This window comes from Amycolatopsis sp. lyj-108 (genome assembly GCF_046549005.1).
Taxonomy (GTDB): domain Bacteria; phylum Actinomycetota; class Actinomycetes; order Mycobacteriales; family Pseudonocardiaceae; genus Amycolatopsis.
In genome coordinates, this window is sequence record NZ_JAJPWQ010000009.1 from 291316 (window position 1) to 314903 (window position 23588).

At 69.8% G+C, this 23588-nt stretch carries 16 protein-coding genes; 6 read left to right on the forward strand and 10 right to left on the reverse strand.

The window, feature by feature from the left end; all coding sequences use genetic code 11:
• Positions 1-4 precede the first annotated feature (4 nt).
• Positions 5-6310, reverse strand: a complete 6306-nt coding sequence (locus ACLJO0_RS30205; protein WP_410582102.1) for an SDR family NAD(P)-dependent oxidoreductase — start codon at positions 6308-6310, stop codon at positions 5-7.
• Between the two features lie 303 nt (positions 6311-6613).
• Here ACLJO0_RS30205 and ACLJO0_RS30210 point away from each other — a divergent pair, with 303 nt between their 5' ends.
• A complete protein-coding gene (locus tag ACLJO0_RS30210; protein ID WP_410582104.1) occupies positions 6614-7414 on the forward strand; it encodes an SDR family oxidoreductase in 801 nt (266 codons plus the stop codon).
• A gap of 2 nt (positions 7415-7416) precedes the next feature.
• Entirely contained in the window at positions 7417-8382 is a 966-nt protein-coding gene (locus tag ACLJO0_RS30215; RefSeq protein ID WP_410582106.1) for an aldo/keto reductase, read from the forward strand.
• Positions 8383-8427: 45 nt separating this feature from the next.
• Here the strand turns inward: ACLJO0_RS30215 and ACLJO0_RS30220 are convergent, their stop codons facing one another.
• The 4 genes from ACLJO0_RS30220 to ACLJO0_RS30235 form a co-directional block, all read right to left on the reverse strand.
• A complete protein-coding gene (locus tag ACLJO0_RS30220) occupies positions 8428-8988 on the reverse strand; it encodes a TetR/AcrR family transcriptional regulator (RefSeq protein ID WP_410582236.1) in 561 nt (186 codons plus the stop codon).
• Complete coding sequence (locus ACLJO0_RS30225; protein WP_410582107.1) at positions 8985-10190, reverse strand: MFS transporter; 1206 nt, start codon at positions 10188-10190, stop codon at positions 8985-8987. The genes ACLJO0_RS30220 and ACLJO0_RS30225 overlap by 4 nt, the downstream gene beginning before the upstream one ends.
• A gap of 50 nt (positions 10191-10240) precedes the next feature.
• A complete protein-coding gene (locus ACLJO0_RS30230) occupies positions 10241-10798 on the reverse strand; it encodes a hypothetical protein (protein WP_410582108.1) in 558 nt (185 codons plus the stop codon).
• 69 nt (positions 10799-10867) lie between these two features.
• On the reverse strand, positions 10868-13444 hold the full coding sequence (locus ACLJO0_RS30235) for a glycoside hydrolase family 3 protein (RefSeq protein ID WP_410582237.1): 2577 nt from the start codon (positions 13442-13444) through the stop codon (positions 10868-10870).
• Between the two features lie 254 nt (positions 13445-13698).
• Between ACLJO0_RS30235 and ACLJO0_RS30240 the strand changes: the two genes are divergently transcribed.
• A complete protein-coding gene (locus ACLJO0_RS30240) occupies positions 13699-14505 on the forward strand; it encodes an NmrA family NAD(P)-binding protein (RefSeq protein ID WP_410582109.1) in 807 nt (268 codons plus the stop codon).
• Here the strand turns inward: ACLJO0_RS30240 and ACLJO0_RS30245 are convergent.
• A complete protein-coding gene (locus tag ACLJO0_RS30245; RefSeq protein WP_410582111.1) occupies positions 14495-15445 on the reverse strand; it encodes an Lrp/AsnC family transcriptional regulator in 951 nt (316 codons plus the stop codon). The two genes, ACLJO0_RS30240 and ACLJO0_RS30245, sit on opposite strands and share 11 nt — an antisense overlap.
• 67 nt (positions 15446-15512) lie before the next feature.
• Here ACLJO0_RS30245 and ACLJO0_RS30250 point away from each other — a divergent pair, with 67 nt between their 5' ends.
• The gene (locus ACLJO0_RS30250; protein WP_410582112.1) at positions 15513-16808 is read left to right on the forward strand and encodes an MFS transporter; all 1296 of its coding nucleotides are present in this window, start codon (positions 15513-15515) and stop codon (positions 16806-16808) included.
• Here ACLJO0_RS30250 and ACLJO0_RS30255 read toward each other — a convergent pair.
• Complete coding sequence (locus ACLJO0_RS30255) at positions 16789-17265, reverse strand: RrF2 family transcriptional regulator (protein WP_410582238.1); 477 nt, start codon at positions 17263-17265, stop codon at positions 16789-16791. The genes ACLJO0_RS30250 and ACLJO0_RS30255 overlap by 20 nt on opposite strands.
• 114 nt (positions 17266-17379) lie before the next feature.
• Between ACLJO0_RS30255 and ACLJO0_RS30260 the strand changes: the two genes are divergently transcribed.
• Complete coding sequence (locus ACLJO0_RS30260; RefSeq protein ID WP_410582113.1) at positions 17380-18111, forward strand: SDR family oxidoreductase; 732 nt, start codon at positions 17380-17382, stop codon at positions 18109-18111.
• 488 nt (positions 18112-18599) lie between these two features.
• Here the strand turns inward: ACLJO0_RS30260 and glpD are convergent, their stop codons facing one another.
• The 3 genes from glpD to ACLJO0_RS30275 are packed head-to-tail and all read right to left on the reverse strand — an operon-like array spanning position 18600 to position 22668.
• Positions 18600-20312, reverse strand: coding sequence for a glycerol-3-phosphate dehydrogenase (gene glpD, locus ACLJO0_RS30265; protein WP_410582115.1), 1713 nt, complete (start codon positions 20310-20312; stop codon positions 18600-18602).
• A 5-nt stretch (positions 20313-20317) separates the two neighbouring features.
• The gene (glpK, locus tag ACLJO0_RS30270; RefSeq protein ID WP_410582117.1) at positions 20318-21835 is read right to left on the reverse strand and encodes a glycerol kinase GlpK; all 1518 of its coding nucleotides are present in this window, start codon (positions 21833-21835) and stop codon (positions 20318-20320) included.
• Between the two features lie 11 nt (positions 21836-21846).
• Positions 21847-22668 (reverse strand): MIP/aquaporin family protein, encoded by an 822-nt coding sequence (locus ACLJO0_RS30275; protein ID WP_410582119.1) that lies wholly within the window; start codon positions 22666-22668, stop codon positions 21847-21849.
• 151 nt (positions 22669-22819) lie between these two features.
• On the opposite strand from ACLJO0_RS30275, the gene ACLJO0_RS30280 reads away from it, so the two are divergent.
• The gene (locus ACLJO0_RS30280; RefSeq protein ID WP_125796999.1) at positions 22820-23587 is read left to right on the forward strand and encodes an IclR family transcriptional regulator; all 768 of its coding nucleotides are present in this window, start codon (positions 22820-22822) and stop codon (positions 23585-23587) included.
• The last annotated feature ends 1 nt before the right edge of the window (position 23588 follow it).

A 23588-nucleotide genomic window follows, 5' to 3' on the forward strand; every position in this document is an offset into this window, starting at 1 on the left:
TGATTCACCACAGTGACGCCGTGTACAGCACGGAGCGGACGTCGGCCGGGCCGAAGGCGAGCTCACGCAGGAGCGCGGCCGTGCCTTCGTCCGGGTCGATCAGCGCCACCTCGCGACGTTCGTACTCGCGCGCCAGTTCCGGCGACACCATGCCCGCATGGTCGTCCGAGGGCGCCCACGGTCCCCAGTGGACGGTCAGCGCCCGGCAGCCGGTGCGTTCCGCCCACTGTTCGCCGAGGGTTTCCAGCGCGTCGTTCGCCGCCGCGTAGTCGGTCTGGCCACGGTTGCCCAGCACCGCGGCGATGCTGCCGAAGAACGTCACGAATCCAGGCCGCACCCCGAAGTGCTCCAAGGCGTCGAGCAACGCGCGCGCACCGTCCACTTTGGTCCCGTAGACCGTGCGGAACGACTGCTCGTCCTTGTCGGCCATCAGTTTGTCGTCAATCACCCCGGCCGCGTGGACGACGCCGTCGATGCGGCCGTAGCGGGTGTGCAGATCCTTGACCACTTGCCGGACGGCGGCGCCGTCGCGCACGTCGAGCGACCGGTAGGCCGCGACACCGCCCGCCGCGCCGATCTGGTCGAGTGTTCTCGCTATCTCACGCTGGGCCAGCACGGTGCGCACCCGGCGTTCGATGTCCGCCAGCGAACCTCCCCGCGCGGCCAAGGCCGAGCGCATCCCCGGCGCGTCGGCGGGCAGGTCGTCGTCGCCGGGTTCGGCGGGCCACGGGGTGCGCCCGGCCAGTTCGATCCGGCATCCGCTCGCCGCCAGCGCGACCGCCGCCCGCGCGGTGATCCCACGGGCCCCGCCGATCAGCAGCAGCACCGAATCCTGGTCGAGGCCGAGCGCCTTGACCTCGCCGCCGCCGGGGCCGGCGCCCGCGTACGCGATCGAGCCGAGAGAGCCCGCGGACGGCTCGAACGCCGCCCGCCCCGCTGTGTCGTAACGGACGGCCACCGGCCCGTCGGCGATCGCCTCTTCCAGCACTATCCGCGCCAGGTCCACTGTGGACTCCAGCTCGACCAGTCTGGTCGGCTCGGTCCGCTCCCGCGCCGCGGCACGGACGAGACCGCGCAGTCCGGCGGTGTGCCCGGCGCCCGGCCTCGCCACCACGACCACCGCGCCCTTGGCTTCTTTGAGCAGGCCGAAGACCTGGGCCGCGACTGGTTCTTCGGCGTCCGACAACGGGTTCAGCACGAGGACGAAGTCGGCCTCGGCGCGCTCCCCCGGCACGGCGCCCGCGTCGATGAACACCGCGCGGACCGACTCGGCCAGTTCCTCCTGGCCGGGTTCGAAGCTCACCGATACCGTCTTGCCGTTCACCCTGGCGAGATCGGGTGTCGGGAGCGGCGCGGACACGCGGCTGAGCAGGTACCGGCCGGGCGAGGTGCCCGCGGGGGCCGGTGCCACGGCGGCCGGGGCGGCCGGTTCGAGCCACTTCCGCAGCCGTGCGGCCAGCGCGCTCGCCGTCCGGTCGCGGCTGAGCTGATCCTGGGCGTCGTCGTGCACCCGTCCGGTGAGGCCGAGCTTCGCGAGCAGCGTGCCCGCGATCTCGGTGCGTTTGATCGAGTCGATGGAAAGATCCGCTTCCAGGTCGAGATCGGCGTCGATCATCTCGGCCGGATAGCCGGTGCGTTCGCTGATCGCGCCGATCACGGTGGCCAGGACGTCGGTGCTCGGGGCTTCTCGCGACGGCACCGCGGCGACCGGTTCCGGCTCGACGACCGGCGCTTCGACGGGCGGCAGCACCGACGGCACGACCGGGACCTGCACCGGGGCCGGGGCGAGCGGCGCGGTGCCGAGGTAGCCCAGCATCACGTCCCGTTGCGCCGCCAGCATTTCACGGCTGGTGCGGAGGAATTCGACGACGGCTTGGTCGCGACCGGGCACGGGCTGGTTCATGGTCGTCCTCGGGATTCGTCGGGCGGGCACGAGCCCATGGGCGGGGACCTCGCCGCCGGGCGCGCGGACGGTCTGGCCGTCCACGGTCCAGGCGGGCGCGGGAAGCGGGCCGACGCGGACGCGGCCGTGGAAGAGCCGTTCGGTGCGCACGTCGACACCCGTGAGCGCCAGGCGCGCGAGCGCGGTGAGGAACCCTCGCAGCCCCGGCCCACCGGGGTCGCAGGCGATCACGGTATGCGGCCGGTCACCGAGGATTTCCTTGGCCAGCCGGGAAAGCACCTGTCCCGGTCCGGCCTCGACGAACGTGCGCGCGCCTGCCGCGTACATGTCTTCGATCAGCTCGACGAAGCGCACCGGCGACCCGATCTGCGCGGCGAGCTCCGCCCGGACGGCTCCGGCGTACGGCCGAGCGGTGCGGTTCGACCACACCGGCGCGTCCGGCTCACCGATCTCGGCGTTGTCGAGATCGACGGCGAACACGTCACTCGCCCCGGCCACCAGCGGACTGTGGAAGGCGCACGCGACGGGGATCCGCTTGGCCGCGATCCCCTGGCCCCGCAGTACGCGGACGGCCTCCTCCACGGCGGCCGTCGGTCCGGAAAGGACGGTCTGACCCGGCGCGTTGTGGTTGGCGAGCACGACGTCCGGGTGGTCGAGGGCGGCGGCCAGTTCCTCGCGGGACGCCTTCACCGCGGCCATCGCGCCCGGATCGGCGCCCGCGACTTCGGCGATCGAGCGGGCCCTCGCCCGGCTGAGCGCCACCAAGGTCGGGGTGTCGAACGCGCCCGCGACCGACAGCGCGGTCAGTTCGCCGTAGCTGTGCCCCGCCAGCAGGTCCGGCCGGACACCGAGGTCGGCCAGCAACCGGCACACGGCCGACTCGACGAGCCCGAGCGCGGGCTGCGCGACCCGCGTGTCCTTGAGCGCCTCGTCCTGGGCGGCACGTGCGTCTTCGGTGAACGCGCGCGGCGGGAAGGTGGTCGCGGCGACGTCGGGGGCGAGCCTCAGCACGTCGGCCAGCTCGGGGAAGTGCACGAACAGCTCCGCCAGCATCCCCGTGCGCTGGCTGCCTTGGCCTGGGAACAGGAACGCGACCGCGCCGGCCTCCGTGTGCTCCGCGGTGAGCCCTCCGCCGTTCTCGGCGGCCTCACGCAGCTCCGCGAGGTCACTCGCGACGACCGCGAGCCGCACCGGCTCGGATGCGTCCCGTTCGGCGGCGAGCGCGGCGATCTCCCGCAGCGGACGGCCTTCGTTCGCCGCGAGCAGGTCACGCAGTGCCTTCCGGGCACGGTCCACATCGGCCCCGCGGAGCAGGACCAGCTCGGCGTCCCAGTCACGCGGGCCGTGCCGCCGTCCCGGCGGGACCCCCGGGGCGGCGAGCACCGCGTGGAAGTTGGTCCCACCGAACCCGAACGCGCTCACTCCGGCGAACTCGCGGCCGCGGCGAACCGGTGTCGGCCGGGCTCCGGTGGAGAAGGTGAAGGGACTGCGCTCGGCGTCCCAGGCGGGGTTCGGTGTGCGCAGGTGCAGGGTGGGCGGTACGACCTCGTGCCAAAGCGCCAACGCCGCCTTCATCAGGCCCGCCAGCCCCGCGGCGCATTTCGTGTGCCCGATCTGGCTCTTCACCGAACCCAGCGCGCACTGGCCCGGCTCGGCGCCCGCGTCGAGGAAGAACTCCGTGAGCGTGGTCAGCTCGGTGGCATCGCCGACGACCGTCCCGGTGCCGTGCGCTTCCACCAGCGAGACGTCCGCGGGCGACACCCCTGCGTCGCGATACGCCCGGGCGAGGGCCCGCCGTTGCCCCTCGGGGCGCGGCGCGGTGAGGCCGAGCGCCTTGCCGTCACTGGCGGCGCCGACGCCCTTGACCACCGCGTAGACGCGATCGCCATCGCGTTCGGCGTCGGCCCGCCGCTTGAGCACGAGACACGCGACGCCCTCGCCGAGCGCGATCCCGTCCGCCGACGCGTCGAACGGGCGGCACCGGCCGGTCGGCGACAGCGCGCCCGCGGAGGTGAACATGAGGTAGTCGTTGACGCCGTTGTGCAGGTCGACGGCGCCGCACAGGACCATCGAGCTCGTGCCGGCCCGCAGTTCCTTCACCGCGAGGTCCAGCGCCGCCAGCGAGGAGCCGCACGCGGCGTCCACGGTGTAGTTGGTGCCGCCGAGGTCGAGCCGGTTGGCGATGCGGCCGGAGATGACGTTGGCGAGCGTGCCGGGGAACGAGTCTTCGGTCAGCTCCGGCAATTGCGCGAGGAGCTCTTCCGGGACGTCTTCGAGATAGCTGGGCAGCAGCGCGCGCAGCACACCGGCGTTCGCCAGGTCTCCCCCGGCCTCGGCGCCGAAGATGACGCTGGTGCGCTCGCGGTCGAAACCGCCGTCGCCGTAGCCAGCGTCTTCGAGGGCACGCCGAGCCGTCTGCAGGGACACCAGCTGGGCGGGGTCGATGCTGCCCATCGAGTTGGGCGGGATGCCGTACGCGAGCGGGTCGAAGTCCACGGCAGGCAGGAAACCGCCCCATTCGGACGTCGACTGGTCCGCGTAGACGTCGGTGTCCCAGCGCTGATCCGGCACCTCGGTGACGGCGTCCGCGCCGCGCAGGACGTTGGACCAGAAGGCCGGGAGGTCGGGTGCCCCTGGGAACACGCACGCCATGCCGACGATGGCGATGTCACCGTCCACAACGGACTCCTCGGGCGGGGTGCGACCGGCGAGCAGTTCCGCCGCGCCATCGGTGACTTCCCGGTGCAGGGCGGCGATGTCGGTGCGCCGCTCGCGCAGCACCGTCACCTGACCCGCCATGTACATGCCCTCGGCGAGCTGGCCGAGCGCGTCGACCTCGACGAGGGCGTCGCCTTCCCGCCGGATGCCCTTGCTCGCGATCCGCAGCCGTCCGGTGTTCAGCTCCTCCAGCCGTTGCCAGCTTTCCTGCGGCGGGACGCCGTCCGCGCGGAGCCCGGCCTTCAGCGCGGCGAACTCGTCGGTGTACGGGCTGGGCAGGCAGCGGGTCAGGTGCCCGGGCGCGGTCTCCAGGGTGACCGTGGAGCCGGCGTCGAGCACCCGGTCCTGGAAGACCTCGGTGATGGCGCCGTGGGTCACGGCCTCCTCGGTGAACAGGTACGCGGTGCCCATCAGGACACCGATCCCCGTCAGCGGCCCCGCCATCGCCGAGACCATGGCCGCGGACCGGGCGTCGTGGATCCCGCCCGCGAACAGCACCTCGACGTCCTCGGCGCCGTGTTCGCGCAGGACGTCCAGCTGCTGCTCCCACAGCACGAAACTGGACCGCGGGCCGATATGCCCGCCGCATTCGGCGCCCTCGAAGACGAACCGGCGGATCCCGGCGTCGAGGAACTGCCGCAGGAGGATCGGCGACGGCACGTGGAGGAAGGTCGCGATCCCGTCGGCCTCCAGCGCCTTGGCCTGCGCGGGTTTCCCGCCGGCGATCAGCACGCAGCGCGGACGCGCCGCCCGGACCGCCGCGAGTTGTTCGGTACGCAGCGCCTCCGGCACGAAGCCGAGGATGCCCGCGCCCCAAGGCCGTTCGCCGAGCGCTTCGGCGGTGCGGCCGAGCAGTTCGGTGGTCTTGGCGCCGTTCGCGGTGGCCACGGCGACGAACGGGAAGCCGTCGTGCGCGGCGACGGCGGCGGCGAAACCGGGCTGGTCGCTCACCCGCGTCATCGGTCCCTGCACGACCGGCAGGCGGGTCCCCAACGTGCGGCACAGCCGTACGCCTTGGTCCGAGGGGCTCGCCGACGACGGCGCGGCAAGAGACCACACGACCGATCGGACGGCGCTTTCCGCGTCCTCGAAGCGGTTCGCGAACAACGCGGTGAGCCCGTCATCGGCCCTGGCCAATTCGGCCCGCGCGGTCGCGGGCACGTCGGCCTCCGGGAACAGGCCGAGCCCGTCGAGCACCACACCCGCCGCGCCTCCGGCGATGGCGGCCACCGCCGTCCGCGGCCCGATGCCCCCGTACGCCCACACCGGGACGTCCTCGCCGAACCGCTCCAGCAAGCACTGAAGCAGAACGAACGTGGTGAGGTCCGAGCCGCCCGCTTCGGCACCCTTCGCCACCAGACCGGTGGCGCCGGTGTCGAGCATCCGGACGGCCTGCTCGACACCGGTCACCTCGGCCAGCACGGGAAGATCGGCCCTGCCCCGCCAAACCGCCCCCTCGGCCAGCAGGACGAGCCCCGCACCGGTCTCCCGCACCTCTTCGTCTCGCCGGTGGCGGCCGGCCGGGACGCGGAGGCCGAACGGGAACCTGACGTCCGATATGGACACTGTGGATCCGATGTCCACGATCCCGAGGCCGCCACCCCTGGCGACGGCGGCCGCCAGCCCCGGATCCGGACGTCCGAGCGGGTTGACGCCGAGTACCCGCGTGCGCGCCGTCGCATGACTCACCGGCGGACCTCCTGTTCGGCTGGGGCTGGTCGAACCTCGCCGGGTTCGGCGATCTTTCAGCGGGATTCCCAAGAAATAACCTACTTGCCGCAGAGAGCGCAATACTCCCGCACGATAACTCGGAAAACAAGGGATCACATGCTAAAGTCCGGCGCCGGAAACAAATATTTCGACACCCTAAGAACAAGCCCTTGACCTGCACTTTTATCACCTTCGTCGCAGTTCTGCACAAGGCGTTGCTCACCGGCATAACAAAACAGAAGAATTGTCATCAAAAGCAGAATCGATAACCATGGAGCGCATGTGGAAGTGACAGGACGAGTCGTCGTGCTGACCGGCGCGGCACACGGTATCGGCGCCGCCATGGCCCGGCGGTTCGCCGCCGAGGGCGCCGCCGGGGTGGTGGTCTCGGATCTCGATCTGGAGGCCGCGGAGCAGGTCGTCGCCGGGATCACGGCCTCGGGTGGCGCCGCGATCGCGTTGCACGCCGACGCGTCGTCCAAAGAGGACCTGAAGATGCTGGTGACCGAGGCCCGCACGGAGTTCGGGCCGGTGGACCTCTTCTGTTCCAACGCCGGTGCCGCGTTCGGGACGGGCGTGCACGCCGCGGACGAACAGTGGACACGCTCGTGGGCGATCAACGTCATGCAGCATGTGCACGCCGCCCAGGTCGCGCTCCCCGCGATGTTGAGCCGGGGCAACGGATATCTGCTGATCACGGCCTCGGGGGCGGGTCTGCTGGGCACCCCCGGCGACGCGCCGTACTCGGTGACGAAGCACGCGGCCGTCGGCCTCGCCGAATGGCTGGCCATCACCTACCGGCCGCGCGGGGTGCGGGTCAGCGCGCTGTGCCCGCTCGGCGTGCGGACCGCGCTGCTGGAACCGGGCATCGCCGCCGGACATCCCGCCGCGCTCGCGATCGCCGCCGCCGCGCCGCTGCTGGAACCGGAGGAGGTCGCGGAGTCCGTGGTGCACGGCCTGGCGTCGGAGGAGTTCCTGATCCTGCCGCACGAATCGGTGCGGGAGACCTACGCCCGCAAGGCGGCCGGTCTCGACGAATGGATCGACCGCACCATCCTCGAAACCGGCGCGCGGAAGAGGTGACCATGGAGTACCGCAGGCTCGGCGCGAGCGGGCTTTCCGTCAGCGAGATCTCGTACGGCAACTGGCTCACGCACCGCGACGGCGCGGAATGCGTCCAGGCCGCGCTCGACGCGGGCATCACGACCTTCCACACGGCCGCGGCCTGGGACGGCGGCGCGGCCGAGGAGAACCTCGCCGCGGCACTGGCCCCCGCGCGCCGCGACGATCTCGTCCTCTGCACCGGCGTCTTCTGGCCGGAAGGCCCGGGTGTCAACGACGCCGGCCTCAGCCGCAAACACCTGACCACGTCGCTGCACGGATCGCTGCGGCGGCTGCGCACCGACTACGTCGACGTCTACCAGTTGCTGCGGTTCGACTACCGCACACCGCTGGAGGAGACGTTCCTCGCGCTGTCGGATCTGGTGCGGCAGGGGAAGATCCTCTACACGGGCACCGCGGAATGGACGGCGGAACAGCTACTGGAGGCGCGGCCGATCGCCGAACGGCACGGCGTCCCGCTCATCGCCAACCAGCCGCACTACTCGATGCTCTGGCGGGTCGCCGAAGCACAGGTGATGCCGGTCTGCGAACGCGCCGGGATCGGCCAGTTCGCCTCGGTCCCCCTCGCGCAGGGCGTCCTGACCGGCAAATACCGGCCGGGCGAGATCCCACCGGACTCCCGGGCGGCCAAGTCGGCCGAGGCACGGCCGCTGCTCCTGCCGGACCTCCTCGAACGCGTCGGCATGCTGCGCGGCGTCGCCGACGAGGCCGGGCTGACCATGGCCCAGCTGGCACTCGCCTGGACGTTGCAGCACAACACCGTCGCCTCGGTGGTGACCGGCGCGAGCAGCGCCGCCCAGCTGACCGAGAACGCGAAGGCGGCCGGGGTGGTGCTGGACCTCGACACGCTGACGCGGATCGACCAGCTGCTGGGCAGCTTCGTGCAGACGGATCCGCGGCTGACCTGGTCACCACCCGCGATCACGTGAGCCGCGGTCGTGAGTGACGATTCGGGTTCTGACCCGAATCGCCACTCACGACGCCAGAGCGGTCCGCAGGATGGCCTCGAACCGTTCCGCCGTCGGCGGTTCGTCGCGCAGCAATCCCTGCAGCAGCAACCCGTCCACCAGCCCGACCAGCATCTCGACCCGCACCGGATCTTCGGTGTAGCGGCGGGCGAAGTCCGCCAAGGCCGCCATCCAGCGATTGGTCGACTCGCGGAGCCTCGGCTCCCGCGCCGCCAAGAGGTACAGCTCGTACTCCGCCAGCAGATGCCCGGGCTTGGCGACGACGTCGGCCATCAAGGTGGCGAATCTCCGCAGCGCGTCCACACCGCCGTCGGCCTCGGCGGCGAGGACGCGCATCCGCTCGGCGTCTTCGTCCATGCACTGGGTGAGCGCGGCGGTCAGCAGGTCTTCGATCCCCCGGAAGTGGTACGCGGCCGCCGTCGCGGGCAGCCCCGCCTCACGGGCGACGGTGCGGTGACTGACCCCCGACACGCCGTCCCTCGCGACGATGCGCAGGGTGGCCTCGATCAGTTCCCGTTTGCGTTGCTCGCCCTTGGCGAGACGGCCGTCGGTGCTCGGCTCGTTCAGCGTGCCGCCTCCTCGCTGATCGTGGTCTTCCTGCTCAGCAGAGGATACGAGAGCAGGGCGATCAGGATGATCAAGGCACCGGCGACCACCGCGACGGCGAACCCGCCGTCCGGCCCGAAGCGGTCGACGGCCTCACCGGACACCGCGGCGCCGAGCGCGACCCCGATGCTGAGGCCGGTGATCGCCCACGTCATCCCCTCGGTCAGCTTCTCCGCCGGGACGATCTTCTCGATCATCCCCATCACGACGATCATCGTGGGAGAGAAGAACAATCCGGCGACGAACACCACCGCGCTCAGGCTCACGACGCCGTCCACGACCAGCAACGGCACCACGCTCGCGGCCGTGCCCGCGGTGCCGATCAGGAGCAGCCGAGGCGGGGTCATGGCGAGCTTGAGCGTCCCGAAGACCAGCCCCGAGATCGCGGAACCCACCGCGTAGACCGAAACGACGATGCCCGCGGCCGACGGCGACCCGGCGTGCCGGGCGAAGGCCACACTGACGACGTCGACCGTGCCGACGATGACGCCGCCCGCCACCAGCGTCAGCACCAGCACCCGCACCGCGCCCAGCCGGATCGCCGAACTCCCGGAATCTCCGCTCGGCGGCAGCACGGGCGGCTCCGTCTCGCGTTGCGCGACGAACAGCAGCACTCCGACGACGAGGAACGCCACGGCGACCAGCGGCCCGGCTTCGGGGAAGACGATGGTGCACAACGCGACCGACAACGCGGGCCCGATGACGAAGGTCAGCTCGTCGACCACCGATTCCAGCGCGAACGCGGTGTGCAGCCGGGGCGAGCCGTGGTACAGCCGCGACCACCGGGCCCGGACCATCGCCGCCATGCTGGGCATGAATCCGGCGAGGATCGCGGACACGTACAGCGTCCAAACCGGTGCCCCGAATCGCGCGCAGAGCAGGAGCGCGCCGAGCGCCATGACGCTGATCCCGGTGACGGGCAACAGGATCCGGCTCTGCCCCCGGCGATCCACCAGCCTCGCGACCTGCGGCCCGAGCAGCGCCATGGACAGCGTGAACGCCGCCGAGACCAGTCCGGCGAGCCCGTAGTCGCCCCGCGTCTGCGCCAGCATCGTGATGATCCCGATCCCCATCATGGGGACCGGGATCCTGGCGACCAGCCCGGCGGCGGAGAAGGCGAGAGAGCCTTTCGCGAAGAACAGCTCTCGATATTGGCCTGGCAAGACGCCTCCATAACTTGAACACTCGTTACATTTTGAACACTCGTTTCACTTTATACATGCCCGCCGTCCGTTCCCGCAACGAGTGCGAGTGCTTCGGTCAGTCCGGTCGTCTCGCCCTGCGGCGCGGCCCAGGCGACGTAGCCGTCCGGCCTCATCAGGAAGGCCTGATCGGAATCCGCCTCAACGAGCCGAACCCGGCCGTTCGTGCCGGCCCGGACCTCGCCACGAGGGTCGTGAGCGGCGATTCGGGTTATTGAGGGGTAAGTCGAACGTGTCGTGGCGCCGGGCCGGTGTCGCTCCTGCGTACGCGTTCTCCTGGTAGCGAGGGCCTCCTTGCCTACCCTGACGGTAGTGAAGGAGGCTTTCGCTACCGTCAGATGTGATTCCTGGTGACAATGGGACGGTAGTGACCTCGGCGGCCGGTCGGGAAGTACGTGAAGGCGTAACTCGCGTGCCTGGGGACGTAACTCACGTGCCTGGATACCGCACTCGCGAGTGCGGAGTCCGAACACGCGAGTCGCGTCTACAAACACGCGAGATCCGGGTCTGACCACGCGAGTGCGGTGCCGCGTCACCCAGGCCACGTCCACCGACGTTGCGAAAGCCACTTTCGCAACCTTGAAGGTTGCGAAAGTGGCTTTCGCATCATGCCGCGCTGGAACCCCTCGGGACGAGGATCAGCTCAGACTCGAGCAAGGCCTCGCATCGGGGTCCTGCGCTCCCTTGGGCACCCACCGCACGTTCGCGATCGACGCGGAGAACCGGCCGTCGGTGTACACCAGGAACGGCGTGTTGACGTTCTCCAGGTCCAGCCCGGTGGCGAAACAGGACACCGGGATCTTGACCGTCGACTTCGGCGCCCCCGCCAGATCGGTGAACAGCTTGGTCGCGTTCACCTCGGAGAAGCACGGGTACACGCAGTGCATGCTGATCACCGTCCGGTTGGCAGGCGCCTCGTGCACGACGGTGTCGAACTCCAGCGCCGCGTCGGCGTTCAGGTAGCCCCGCAGATCGTTGGTACCGGCAGGGTTCTGGAAGTAGAGCTGGGCAGGGCCGGTGCCGGTCCAGGTCGCCTTGAGCCCGTCCTGCTGGACGTTCACGTCGGACTGGACGACACCGATCTCAGCGTGTGAAGCGGCGCCGTCCGGGCCGATCTCGGTGCCGCCCCAGTTCTCCGCCGAGCCGATGAAACCCTTGTACGGCGCGACATCGGTACGGTTGAAGACCTCGAGATCCTCGGTCGCGGTGCCGCCACCACCGGTCGAGCCACAGGTCACCGGGCCTGCCGTCTCGTCCAGCTGCCCGACGGTGACGCGCTGGCCGGTCTTGAGGCCGTAGCCGAGTTTGAACAGCGGGTCGTACTCCGCCGAACCCGCGTTCAGCGGCGTCTGGCACGCGCTCTTCGGCCACGAGTACGGCAGCGTTCCCTTGAAGCCGCCCTTGACCAGGACGTCGGCGACGCCGCCGCCTTCGGTGCCCGGCAGCCAGGCCGCGACGAACGCGTCGGAGCGGTTGATCTCCTTGTTCATGTACAGCGGGCGGCCGCCGACGTAGACGGTGACGACCGGAGCGCCCTTGCCGCGGACCTTGTCCAGCACGGCCAGATCCTCGGGGTAGAGCTTTGACGCCTCCAGCGTCTTCCGGGTCAGGTCGCCGACGCCTTCCGCGTACGGGGTCTCACCGATGACGGCGATGACCGCGTCGTAACCCTTCGGGTCGGTGTCGCCCTTCTCGTCGAAGGTGACGTTGACGTCGCCCAGCTGCTGCTTGAGCCCGGCGAGGATCGACGTGGCGTTCGGGAAGTCGGCGTTGGTGTTGCCGGTCCCCTGCCAGCTCAGCGTCCAGCCGCCGGTCTGGTTCTGGATGCTGTCCGCGCTCTTGCCGACGACGAGGACCTTCGACTTCGGCTTCAGCGGCAGCACGTTGCCGTTGTTCTTCAGCAACGTCTGCGACGAACGGGCGGCGTCGCGCGCCAGCCAGGTCTCCTTCAGCGCCTCGTCCGAGTTGGAGTACGACCGGTCCGACGGCTTCTGCGACTCGTACAGCCCCGACCGCAGCTTGACGCGCAGGATTCGGGTCACCGCGTCGTCGATCCGCGCGACCGGGATCCGGCCGTCGCCGACCTGGGCGACGGTGTTGGCGATGAACGCCTTCCAGTCGTTCGGCACCATCACGATGTCGATGCCGGCGTTGATCGCCTGCGGGCACGAAGCGTTGGTGCAGCCGGGAACCTGGCCGATGCCGTTCCAATCGGACACGACGAGGCCGTCGAAGCCCATCTTGCCCTTGAGGATCTGGTTCAGCGCCTTGTCGCTGCCGTGCAGCTTGCCCTCGTCGATGCCGAGTTCGGCGTTGGTCCAGCTGTTGAACGACACCATCACGGTCTGGGAACCGGCCGCGAGCGCGCCGTAGTAGCCCTGTCCGTGGACGTTGATCATCTCGGCTTCGGAGGCGGGGTTGACGCCCTGGTCCTGCCCCTTGAGGGTGCCGCCGTCACCGATGAAGTGCTTGGCGGTGCCGATCACGCCGTTGTAGCCGATGCGTTTGGTCGAGCCGTCCTGGAGCCCGTTGATCGCCTCGTAGCCGTAGGCCCTGGTGATCCGCGGATCCTCGGAGAATCCTTCGTAGGTGCGGCCCCAGCGGTCGTCCTTGACGACGGCCAGCGTCGGCGCGAACGCCCAGTCCTGGCCGGTGGCGCGGATCTGCCGGGCCGTCGCCGCGGAGATGTCGCGTACCAGGCACGGATCGTGCGCGGCGCCGAGCCCGATGTTGTGCGGGAAGACGGTCGCCCCGTACACGTTGTTGTTGCCGTGCACCGCGTCGATGCCCCAGATCACCGGGATCTTCGTCCGGCTGCCCTTCGCGGCTTCCCAGTAGGAGTCGGCGAGCTTCAGCCAGTCCTGCTGGGAGGCGTGCTTGTCCTTGTTCGGCCACGAACCACCGCCGTTGAGGACCGAGCCGATCGAGTACTGCCGGACCTCGTCGGGCGTGATCGCGGCGATCTCGGGCTGCGTCATCTGCCCGACCTTCTCCTCCAGGGTCATCCCCGCGAGGATCTGGGCGATCCGCTGCTCGTCACCCGCCTTGCCCTTGAACCGGCTCTCGACCTTCGGCCAGTCCGCGAGCGTCGGCAGGCTCTTCTCGATCCGGGCACAGCCGTCCCGGCCCAGCGCGGGCTTGCCGATCACAGGCTGTTCGGCCGCGACGGCGGCAGGGGTGGCCACCACGGCCCCGCCGAGCAGCGCGAGACTCATCAAGGCGATCAGCGGACTTCGGCGCGCATGCGCACGTCTTGCCATGGTCTGGTCCATTCTGCGGGAGGCGGGGACCGGCCGATCCTCACCGGACCCGGCGGCGGCGTCAAGAGTTTCGGACCAGTACGGGAGCTGTTAATTTTTGCCATAAACTAAGACCCGGAACGTCACCACCGAACATCGATTCCCGGCCGGCCCCTTGACCTCCACATTACTTGAGCTTTTACCTTCGCTGGAAACGAAGGGAATCACTCATGACCGTCTTGGTAACCGGCGCCACCGGGAACACCGGCCGCCACGTGGTGGCCGAACTCGTCCGCCGTGGGGAACACGTCCGGGCACTCACCAGGAACCCCTCCGCGGCACGGCTTCCGGCGGGCGTGGAACTGGTGGAAGGCACGCACACCGCGCCGGAAACGCTGACCGACGCCCTCGACGGCGTCACCCGGCTCCACATCACCGTCACGGCGGGGCTCGCCGACGTCGGCGCAGACCTGGTCAAACGCGCCGTGGCCGCCGGGGTGCGGCGGATGACCATCGTCTGGGGCGGCTACGTCGGACCGACGGAGCAGGCCATGACCGAGTCCGGGGTGGAATGGACGCGGCTGGAACCCCAGGAGTTCATGTCCAACGCGCTGACCTGGACCGATTCCATCCGCACCGGGAAAGTGGTGCGCGAGCCGTTCGACCTCCCGAGCGCCGTGGTGCACGAGGGCGACATCGGCGCCGTCGCCGCCACCGCGCTCGTGGAGGACGGGCACTCGGGCAAGGTCTACAACCTCACCGGACCGGAAGCGCTGACCACGAGCGAACGGATCGCGATCCTCGGCAACGCACTCGGCCACGACATCACGCTGGAGCGGATCACGCGGCAGCAGGCGATCGACCGGCTGCTGGCCGAAGGCGTCTCGGTGGCGGACGCCGAATACGTCGTCGGCTGGCACAGCGATCCGCCCGTGGAGGCGCGCACCGTCGTCGACACGATCGAGATGGTGACCGGGCGCCCTGCCCGCACCTTCGCGCAGTGGGTCGCCGAACACGCCGACCGGTTCAAGCCGTGAGCGGTCCGACCGCCTTCACGATCTCCAGCACCGGCGCGGTGTGCACCGTGTGGATCGCGCGCAGCGCGCCGAGCCGTCGCGTGAGGTAGTGGTGTAGCGCGGCGGGATCCGGGCACAGCGCCTGCGCGGCCAGGTTGGTGGGCCCGGTCGTGGCGACGACGACGGCGAGCTCCTCGTGGGTGGCCAGCGTCGTCGCCACCTCGTCGAGGTCCGCCGGTGCGACAGCCATCCACAGGAACGCCTGCGTGGTCATGCCGTACAGGGCGGCGCTGATCTCGACGTCGAAGAAGAGCGCGCCTCGTGCGCGCAGATCCGCCAGGCGGCGGGCCGCGGTCGCCGGCGCCAGGCCCGCCGCCGCGGCGAGCTCCCCGATGCTCGCGCGGCCGTCGTGCCGGAGTGCGGCGATCAGCGCGTGGTCCGCTGCGGTCAGCTGAGCTTCCCCGGCGTGGGATTCCGGCGGCCGCAACGCTTCCTGTTGCTCTTCGGTCAGCGCGGTGACGCGTCCGCGCCAGGCCGTCGGGCCGCCGAGGTAGGTGTGCAGGATGAAATGCGCGGACACCGCCGTGACGCTGGCGGTGCGCGGGATGTCGTGCAGCAGCATGGCGCTCTGCGCGTGCCTCGGTGTGTGCGCGATCGTCACGATCTCCGTGCCGCCCGAGGTGAGCTTGACCCACGACGTGTCCGGCCGCCTGGCCAGCGACCGGGCGAGCGTCCGCGCGGTGGCGGGCTGTGCGCTGAGCCGCACGAGCCACTGCGTCAGCCCCGTCCGGTCGGGATCGGGCAGGCCCACCACCCGCAGTCCCGCTTCGGCGCGAAGCCGCTGGTAGCGCCGGGCGACGGTCTGGGTGGAGACGCCGAGCACCGCGCCGACACGGCTGAACGCCGCACGGGCGTCGATCTGCAGCGCATGGATCAAAGCGCGGTCGATGTCGTCGAGCATGGAATATTTCGTCCAACCGAGGCGGGTTTCATGGAACAGAAGACATCTTCACCGCACGCTCTCGATCATGCAACTGACGAAGACCGGGTCGGTCCCGCTCGCGACGCTGCTCGCGGCCGAGGCGATGAACCTGCTGGACTCGACGATCACACAGGTCGCCGGCCCGGCGATCCACGCGGACCTCGGCGGCGCCCCTTCCGCCATCCAGTGGTTCGGCGCGGCGTACACGCTGCCGTTCGCGGTACTCCTGATCACCGGCGGCCGACTCGGTGACCTGCTTGGCCGCCGACGTGTGTTCCTGACCGGTGTCGCGCTGTTCGCCCTCGCGTCGCTGTGCTGCACGCTCGCGCCGAGCACCGGCGCGCTGATCGGCGCGCGAGCGGTGCAGGGCATGGCGGCGGCACTGGTGATCCCGCAGACGATCGGGTTGATCAAGGTCATGTTCACCGGCCCGGCGCTGGCGGCGGCGCTCGGCTGGAACGGTCCGGTGGTCGGCCTGTCCGCCGTGAGCGGGCCGCTGCTCGGTGCCCTGCTGACGGATCTGGCGTCCTGGCGGGCGGCGTTCCTGGTGAACGTGCCGATCTCGATGGCGGTGCTCACGGCCGGACGGCTGCTGCCGGAAGACCGCGCCGAGCGTCCGGTCCGGCTCGACATGCAAGGCACCGTGCTCGCCTCGCTCGGCGTCGGACTGCTGGTGTACCCGCTGATCGGCCAGTGGGACTGGGGCCTCTTCGGCGCCGGTGCCGTGGTGCTGGTGCTGTTCGGGTTCCATCAGCGGAAGCGACGGCATCCCCTGATCGAACCGAGTTTGTTCGGACACCGCGGTTTCCCCGCGGCGCTGGCGGCGTCGACGTTGTTCTTCGCGGTGATGAACGGGGTGATGCTCGTGGTGGTCCTGCACCAGCAACTCGACGAGGGCCTCGGCGTACTGGCGTCCGGATCGACGTTGCTGCCGTGGTCGGGCGGGCTGGCGATTTCCTCATGGGTGGCGGGCAAGGTGCTCGTGCCACGGTTCGGATCCCGGGTGGCCTTCGCCGGGTTGACGCTGCTGCTCGCGGGAATCCTGCTGGCGATCGCGGGTCCGCTGCCGCTCGCGCTCGGGATCGGCGGACTCGGCCTGGGGCTGTTCACGGTGCCGTTCTTCACCGCGGCACTGTCCGTCGTCCGTCCACATGAGACAGGTTCGGCGGCCGGACTGCTGAACGCGGTGCAGCAAGTGGGTGCGACATTGGGCATCGCGATGTTCGGCACCGTCTTCCTGCACGGCCGCTCTTCGGCGCAGGCGTTCTCGCTCGCGGCGGTACTGGTGGTCGCGACCATGGCGGCCACGGCGCTGATGCGGCTCAGCCCTCGGCGGCCTTGAACCACGCGCCGATTCCGGCGAGGGCGCCCGGACCGTAGTCGCCCCTGACGTCGTCGGCCAGATCCGCGATGGAGACCGCGCGCAACGCCGCCCGCCACTGCGCTTCGGCGTTCGCCATCGCGCGGCTGATCGCGCACGGCGCCGTGCACGCCTCGGGAGGGGTCGCCATCGGGCCGCGCTGCCGGATCTCGGTGCAGATGAAGGCGGGGCCGGGCCCGTCGATGGCCTCGACGACGTCGAGCACCGTGATCTCCGACGGCGGCCGGGTGAGGACGTAGCCCCCGGCCTTTCCCTGCACCGACCGGATGAGATCGGCTCGCGAAAGGGCCTGGAGTTGCTTCGCGAGGTAGCTCGGCGAGACGTCGTGCAGCTGCGCCAGGCGCGCGGCCGGCGCGGGTTCGTCGACCGAGGTCAGGACGACGCAGCAGTGCAGGGCCCACTCGACCCCGCCGGACATCTTCACCCGGATGACTCTAACTCGCCCCTTGACTCGGACACAATATGTCCGAGTATTATCCCGGACATGAGGTATCCGAGTTAACGGACGCCCACCGAGGAAGGACACTGGGTCATGAAATTCGCGATCATCGGCGGGACCGGACTGATCGGTTCGCAGGTCGTGCGGAACCTGAACGAGGCCGGGCACCAGGCGGTGCCGCACTCGCCGTCCACCGGGGTCGACCTCCTCACCGGCCACGGGCTGGACGCCGCGCTCGACGGCGCCGACGTGGTCGTCAACCTCACGAACTCGCCGACCTTCGACGACGCTTCCCCCGCGTTCTTCCGGACGTCGATGGACAACCTCGTCGCGGCCACGAAGAAGGCGGGCACCGGGCACTTCGTGATCCTGTCGATCGTCGGCGTCGACCAGGTGCCCGAACTCGACTACTACCGCGCGAAGACGCTTCAAGAGGACATCCTCAAGAACAGCGGCATCCCCTACTCGATCGTCCGCGCCACCCAGTTCATGGAATTCGTCGACGCCGTCCTGTCCTGGACCGCCGACGAGACCACGGTCCGCCTGCCCAGCACGCCGATCCAGCCGATCGCCGCGGCGGACGTCGCCGCCGCCGTCACCGAGGTTTCGGCCGGGAAGCCGCTGAACGGGACCCTCGACGTGGGCGGCCCGGACGTCTACCCGTTGGACGAACTGGGCCGGATCACCTTGTCCGCCAAGGGAGACACACGTTCGGTGACCGTCGACGAGACCGCGGGCATGTTCGCCGACGTCAAGGGCGACGTCCTCACCACAAAGGACGGCGCCCGCATCGCCGAGACCCGCTACCTCGACTGGCTCAAGTAACGATCCGCCTCGTGAGTGGCGATTCGGGTTAGAGCCCAGGGTGTCTTAGTACCTACGTGGGTTCCGGCTGCGGTTGATCCCCAGGCCCGGTCCGTGAAGGCCTCCCCGAGCACCTGAAGGACTCCAGCGCGGTCGCGGGGATGTCGTGAAGGGCTCGACGCCGGGCCCATCGGAAGCGCTGAAGCAGCCGCGCGCTCATCCTCACGTCTCGTGAGTGGTCGGGATCGCGGGTCGGTGAGGGACTCCTTCCCTACTCTGAGGGTAGGGAAGGAGCCCCTCACTACATGCAGGGCTGAGCTCAGCCCTGCATGAAGCGACCTTCACGCCTTCACCGAGTACATGAAGGACCCCATCCTTGCGCCTAGGTACAGGAAGGGGTCCTTCATGTACTCCAAACCAGGCATCACGCAAGAAGCGCCACAGGGCACGCAGTAGATACCTAAGAGAAGGCTCGCCAGAACCCGAATCGCCACTCACGACCCGGGAGGTCAGCTCGGCAGCAGCGCCGGAGCCGCGAGACGGCTGGCGTTCGCCGCTTCGTCGTCCGGCTGGGCCTGGGCGGAGCGTTCCGCTTCGACCCGCGCGAGGTAGTTGGTGACCTCGCGCTCCCGCTTGTGCGAGTCCCAGCCCAGCAGCGGCGCCATCAACTCCGCCACCACCGGCGCCGCTGTCACACCGCGGTCACGCTCCTCGATGGAGATCCGCGTGCGCCGTGTCAGGACGTCCTCCAGATGCAGCGCGCCCTCGTGCGAGACGGCGTAAACGACCTCCGCCTTGAGGTACTCCGCCGTTCCCGGGATCGGCTCGCCCAGTTCGGGACGCTCCGAGATCGACTCCAGGATGTCCTCGATCGCGGTGCCGTAGCGCTGGAGGAGGTGCTCGATCCGGCCGATCGGCAGCCTCGTGCGCTGCACGAGCGAGTGCCGCGCGCCCCACATCTCGTGGTAGCCCGTCGCGCCGACGATCGGCAGCCGCTCGGTCCACGACGACGGCGCCGGGCGGCCGAGGTCGTCCACCGCGACGTCGACCGCGTCGGCGGCCATCACGCGGTACGTCGTGTACTTGCCGCCTGCCACGATCACCAGACCGGGCACCGGATGCGCGACGGCGTGCTCGCGCGACAGCTTCGTCGTCGAAGTCGCCTTCGCCGCCAGCAGCGGCCGAAGCCCGGCGTACACGCCTTCGATGTCGTCGGCGGTGAGCGGCGTGCGCAGGACCGCGTTGAGGTGATCGAGCACGTAGTCGACGTCGGCCTGGCTGGCCGCCGGATGTTCGCGGTCGAGGTCCCATTCGGTGTCGGTGGTGCCGACGATCCAGTGCCGTCCCCACGGGATGACGAACAGGACGCTCTTCTCGGTGCGCAGGATCAGCCCGGTGTCCAGGTCGATCTTCTCGCGCGGCACCACCAGGTGGATGCCCTTCGACGCGCGCACGGTGAACGGCGCGGGGATGCCCGCCGCCTCGGCCATGTCGTCGCTCCACACGCCGGTGGCCGCGACGACCGTCTTCGCCCGGACCTCGATCTCCGCGCCGCTCTCGCGGTCGACGACCTTGGCGCCGACGACGCGTTCGCCGTCACGGATCAGCGACGTCACGCGAGCGCGGGTGAGGACGGAGGCGCCTTGCTCCGCCGCGGTCCGCGCGATCGTCATGGTGTGGCGCGCGTCGTCGACTTGGGCGTCGTAGTACTGGATGGCGCCGATCAGGGCGTCGTCCGCGAGGCCGGGGGCGACCTTGCCCGCGCCGCGTTTGGACAGATGCCGGTGCCGCGGCAAGGCGCGCGCTCCGCCGAGGGTGTCGTAGAGCGTGACACCCGCGCCGATGTAGCCGCGTTCCCAGACACGGTGCTTCAGCGGCACCAGGAACTTCACCGGCCGGACCAGATGCGGCGCCAGCGTCTGCAGCAGCAGACTCCGTTCCTTCAGCGCCTCACGGACCAGCTTGAAGTCGAGGTTCTCCAGGTAGCGCAGCCCGCCGTGGATCAGCTTGCTGGACCGGCTCGAGGTGCCCGCGGCGAAGTCGCGTGCCTCGACGAGCGCGACGGAGAGCCCGCGCGAAGCCGCGTCGAGCGCGACGCCGGCACCGGTCACTCCCCCGCCGACGACGAGAACTTCGACCTCTTCGCGAGCGAGCTTGCGCAGTGTCTCGGCACGGTAGACCGGGGAAAGCGGTACGGGTGTCACTCTGTTCCTCCTGTTCATCGGGCTCACTCGACCTCTACCCAGTCGAGCGTGCGGCCGACGGCCTTCTGCCAGCCCGCGTAGCCCTCGGCGCGCTGTTCGTCCGTCCACGACGGCTCCCAGCGCTTGTCCTCGTTCCAGTTCTGTTCCAGCTCGTCGGTGGACTTCCAGAACCCGACCGCGAGGCCTGCCGCGTAGGCGGCACCGAGCGCGGTGGTCTCGGCGACGACCGGCTTCGACACCGGCACGCCGAGGATGTCCGCCTGCAACTGCATGCACAGCTCGTTCGCGGTCACGCCACCGTCCACACGCAACACGTCGAGCGGGACACCGGAGTCGTTCTGCATGGCCTCGACGACGTCGCGGGTCTGGTAGCAGATCGCTTCGAGCGTCGCCCGCGCCAGATGCGCGTTGGTGGTCGCCCTGGTGAGCCCGACGATCGCGCCGCGCGCGTCCGAACGCCAGTACGGCGCGAACAGGCCCGAGAACGCGGGGACGAAGTAGACGCCGCCGTTGTCCTCGACCTGGCGCGCGAGGCTCTCGCTCTGGGACGCCCCGCTGATGATGCCCAGCTGGTCACGCAGCCACTGCACGGCCGAACCGGTGACGGCGATGGAGCCTTCCAGCGCGTACACCGGCTTCTCGTCGCCGAACTGGTAGGCCAGCGTCGTGAGCAGGCCGTGCTTCGAGCGCACGACCTCGTGTCCGGTGTTGAGCAGCAGGAAGTTGCCGGTGCCGTAGGTGTTCTTGGCCTCGCCGGGGCGGAAGCACACCTGTCCGACGGTCGCCGCCTGCTGGTCGCCGAGCACCCCGGTGATGGCGACCTCGCCGCCGAGCGGGCCGTCCGCGCGGGTGACGCCGAAACGGCCGTTGTTCGACGACGGCGCGATCGACGGCAGCATCTGCTTCGGGACGTCGAAGAACGACAGCAGTTCGTCGTCCCACTCCAGGGTTTCGAGGTCCATGAGCATCGTGCGCGACGCGTTGGTCGGGTCGGTCACGTGCACGCCGCCGTCGGGGCCGCCGGTGAGGTTCCAGATGAGCCAGGAATCGGTGGTGCCGAACAGCGCGTCGCCTTTTTCGGCGTCTTCCCGGACGCCGTCGACGTTCTCCAGGATCCACTGCAGCTTGCCGCCGGAGAAGTAGGTCGCGGGCGGCAGCCCGGCCTTGCGGCGGATGACGTCGCCCTTGCCCTCGCGCTCCAGCGCCGAGGCGATCCGGTCGGTGCGGGTGTCCTGCCACACAATGGCGTTGCAGTACGGGCGCCCGGTGCGGCGGTTCCACACGACGGTGGTCTCGCGCTGGTTGGTGATGCCGAGCGAGGCGAGGTCGGCGGCGGTGAGCTTCGCCTTGTTGAGCGCGGTGGCGATGACCGAACGGGTCCGCTCCCAGATCTCGGTGGCGTCGTGCTCGACCCAGCCCGGCTTCGGCAGGATCTGCTCGTGCTCGAGCTGGTGGCGGGCGATCTCGTTGCCGCCGTGGTCGAAGATCATGAAGCGCGTGCTGGTGGTGCCCTGGTCGACGGCGCCGATGTAGTCAGACATGGTTTCTCTCCCTAGGAAACGCGCTCGATGTCCTTGGCGGGCAAGGCTTCCGGTGCCGGGTCGGCGGGCAGGTAGCGCTCGATGAAGAACTTGTAGATCGCGCCGCCGATGACCGCGCCGATGATCGGCGCCACGATGGGGATCCACCAGTACGGATAGCCGTATTGATCGGTGAACGCGGTGTCGTAACCGGTGAGCCAGGACATCAGCCGCGGGCCGAAGTCACGGGCGGGGTTGATCGCGTAGCCGGCGTTGGTACCCCAGGCCATGCCGATCGCGACCACCAGGAAGCCGACGACGACCGGGGCGAGGTTCGCGGCGGGCGCGGTGTTGCGGAGATCGGTGATGGCGAAGATCACCAGCGCGAGGATCGCGGTCCCGATGATCTGGTCGCGGAAGGCGCCCCAGTCACCCACCGGAAGGGTTCCGTTACCCGGAAGGGTGGAGAAGACACCCTGGGTCTTGATCGTCAGGCCGGGGTCTGCGGCGTTGAGTACCTCGGTGTAGTTCCACCGCACCAGCAGCGCGGCGACGAACGCTCCGGCGGTCTGCGCCAAGGCGTACGGGGCGACCTTGCGCCACGAAAAGCCCTTGAACACCGCGAGCGCCACCGTGATGGCGGGGTTCAGATGCGCGCCGCTGATCCGTGAAGCCACGTAGATACCGAGCGTGACACCGATTCCCCAGGCCCACGCGATGCTGTCGTGGTCCCCGATGCCCCCGGCGACGACTTGAGCCACCACCCCGCAGCCGAACAGGATGAGGATCATCGTCCCGACGAACTCCGCCGCCAGTTCGCCCGCCAGTCCGCGAGCTTTGAGGTTTCGCACCATTGCTTCCTCCACAAAGGACACCGTTGCCCTGTTGAGGCCGAAGTTAAGTTCGCGGAAACGCGGGGTCAACGGACACCGGTCGGCATTGTCGAACGTGCGAAGACGATGTTCGACATTGTCGAATCAGGGCCGGTCGGGCTACGGTTGGGCCGTGCCCGGTCCGATCCAGTCCATCGAGCGCGCCGCCGCGATCCTGCGGTTGCTGGCGCGCGGTTCGGGGCGTCTCGGGGTCGGCGAGATCGCCGATTCCCTCGAACTCGCCAAGGGAACCGCACATGGGATCCTCCGCACCCTGCAAGGGGTCGGCTTTGTCGAACAGGACCGCGACACCGGGAAATACCAACTTGGCGCGGCGCTACTGCACCTCGGCACGAGCTACCTCGACGTCAACGAGCTCCGCTCACGCGCGATCAACTGGGCCGACGCTCTGGCCGCGCGCAGCGGTGAAGCCGTCCGGATCGGCGCACCGCTGGAAGGCCGGGTCCTGGTGGTGCACCACGTGTTCCGGCCCGACGACAGCCTGCAGACCCTCGACGTCGGCACGCTTCTGCCGTTGCACGCGACGGCGCTCGGAAAAGTACTTCTGGCCTACGACACCGGTCTCGTGGCATCGTTGCGCAGCGGCGGACCGGAGGCCTACACCCGCCGGACCCTGGTCACCCAGACGGCGATCAAACGTGCCTGCGGCAAGGTGCGCGAGGCGGGCTGGGCGAGCGAGAACGGCGAGATGATCACCGGCGAGGCCGGGATAGCGGCGCCGATCCGCGGCCACGGCGGCATCGTGGTCGGCGCGATCGGGGTGTCCGGCGCGACGGAACGGATCTGTGAAGCCGACGGCAGCCCGATCCCGCGGCTGCTCGGCCACGTACGCGACGCGGCACGGGCGGTCTCCCGCGATCTCGGCGCGTCCCGATGGTGAT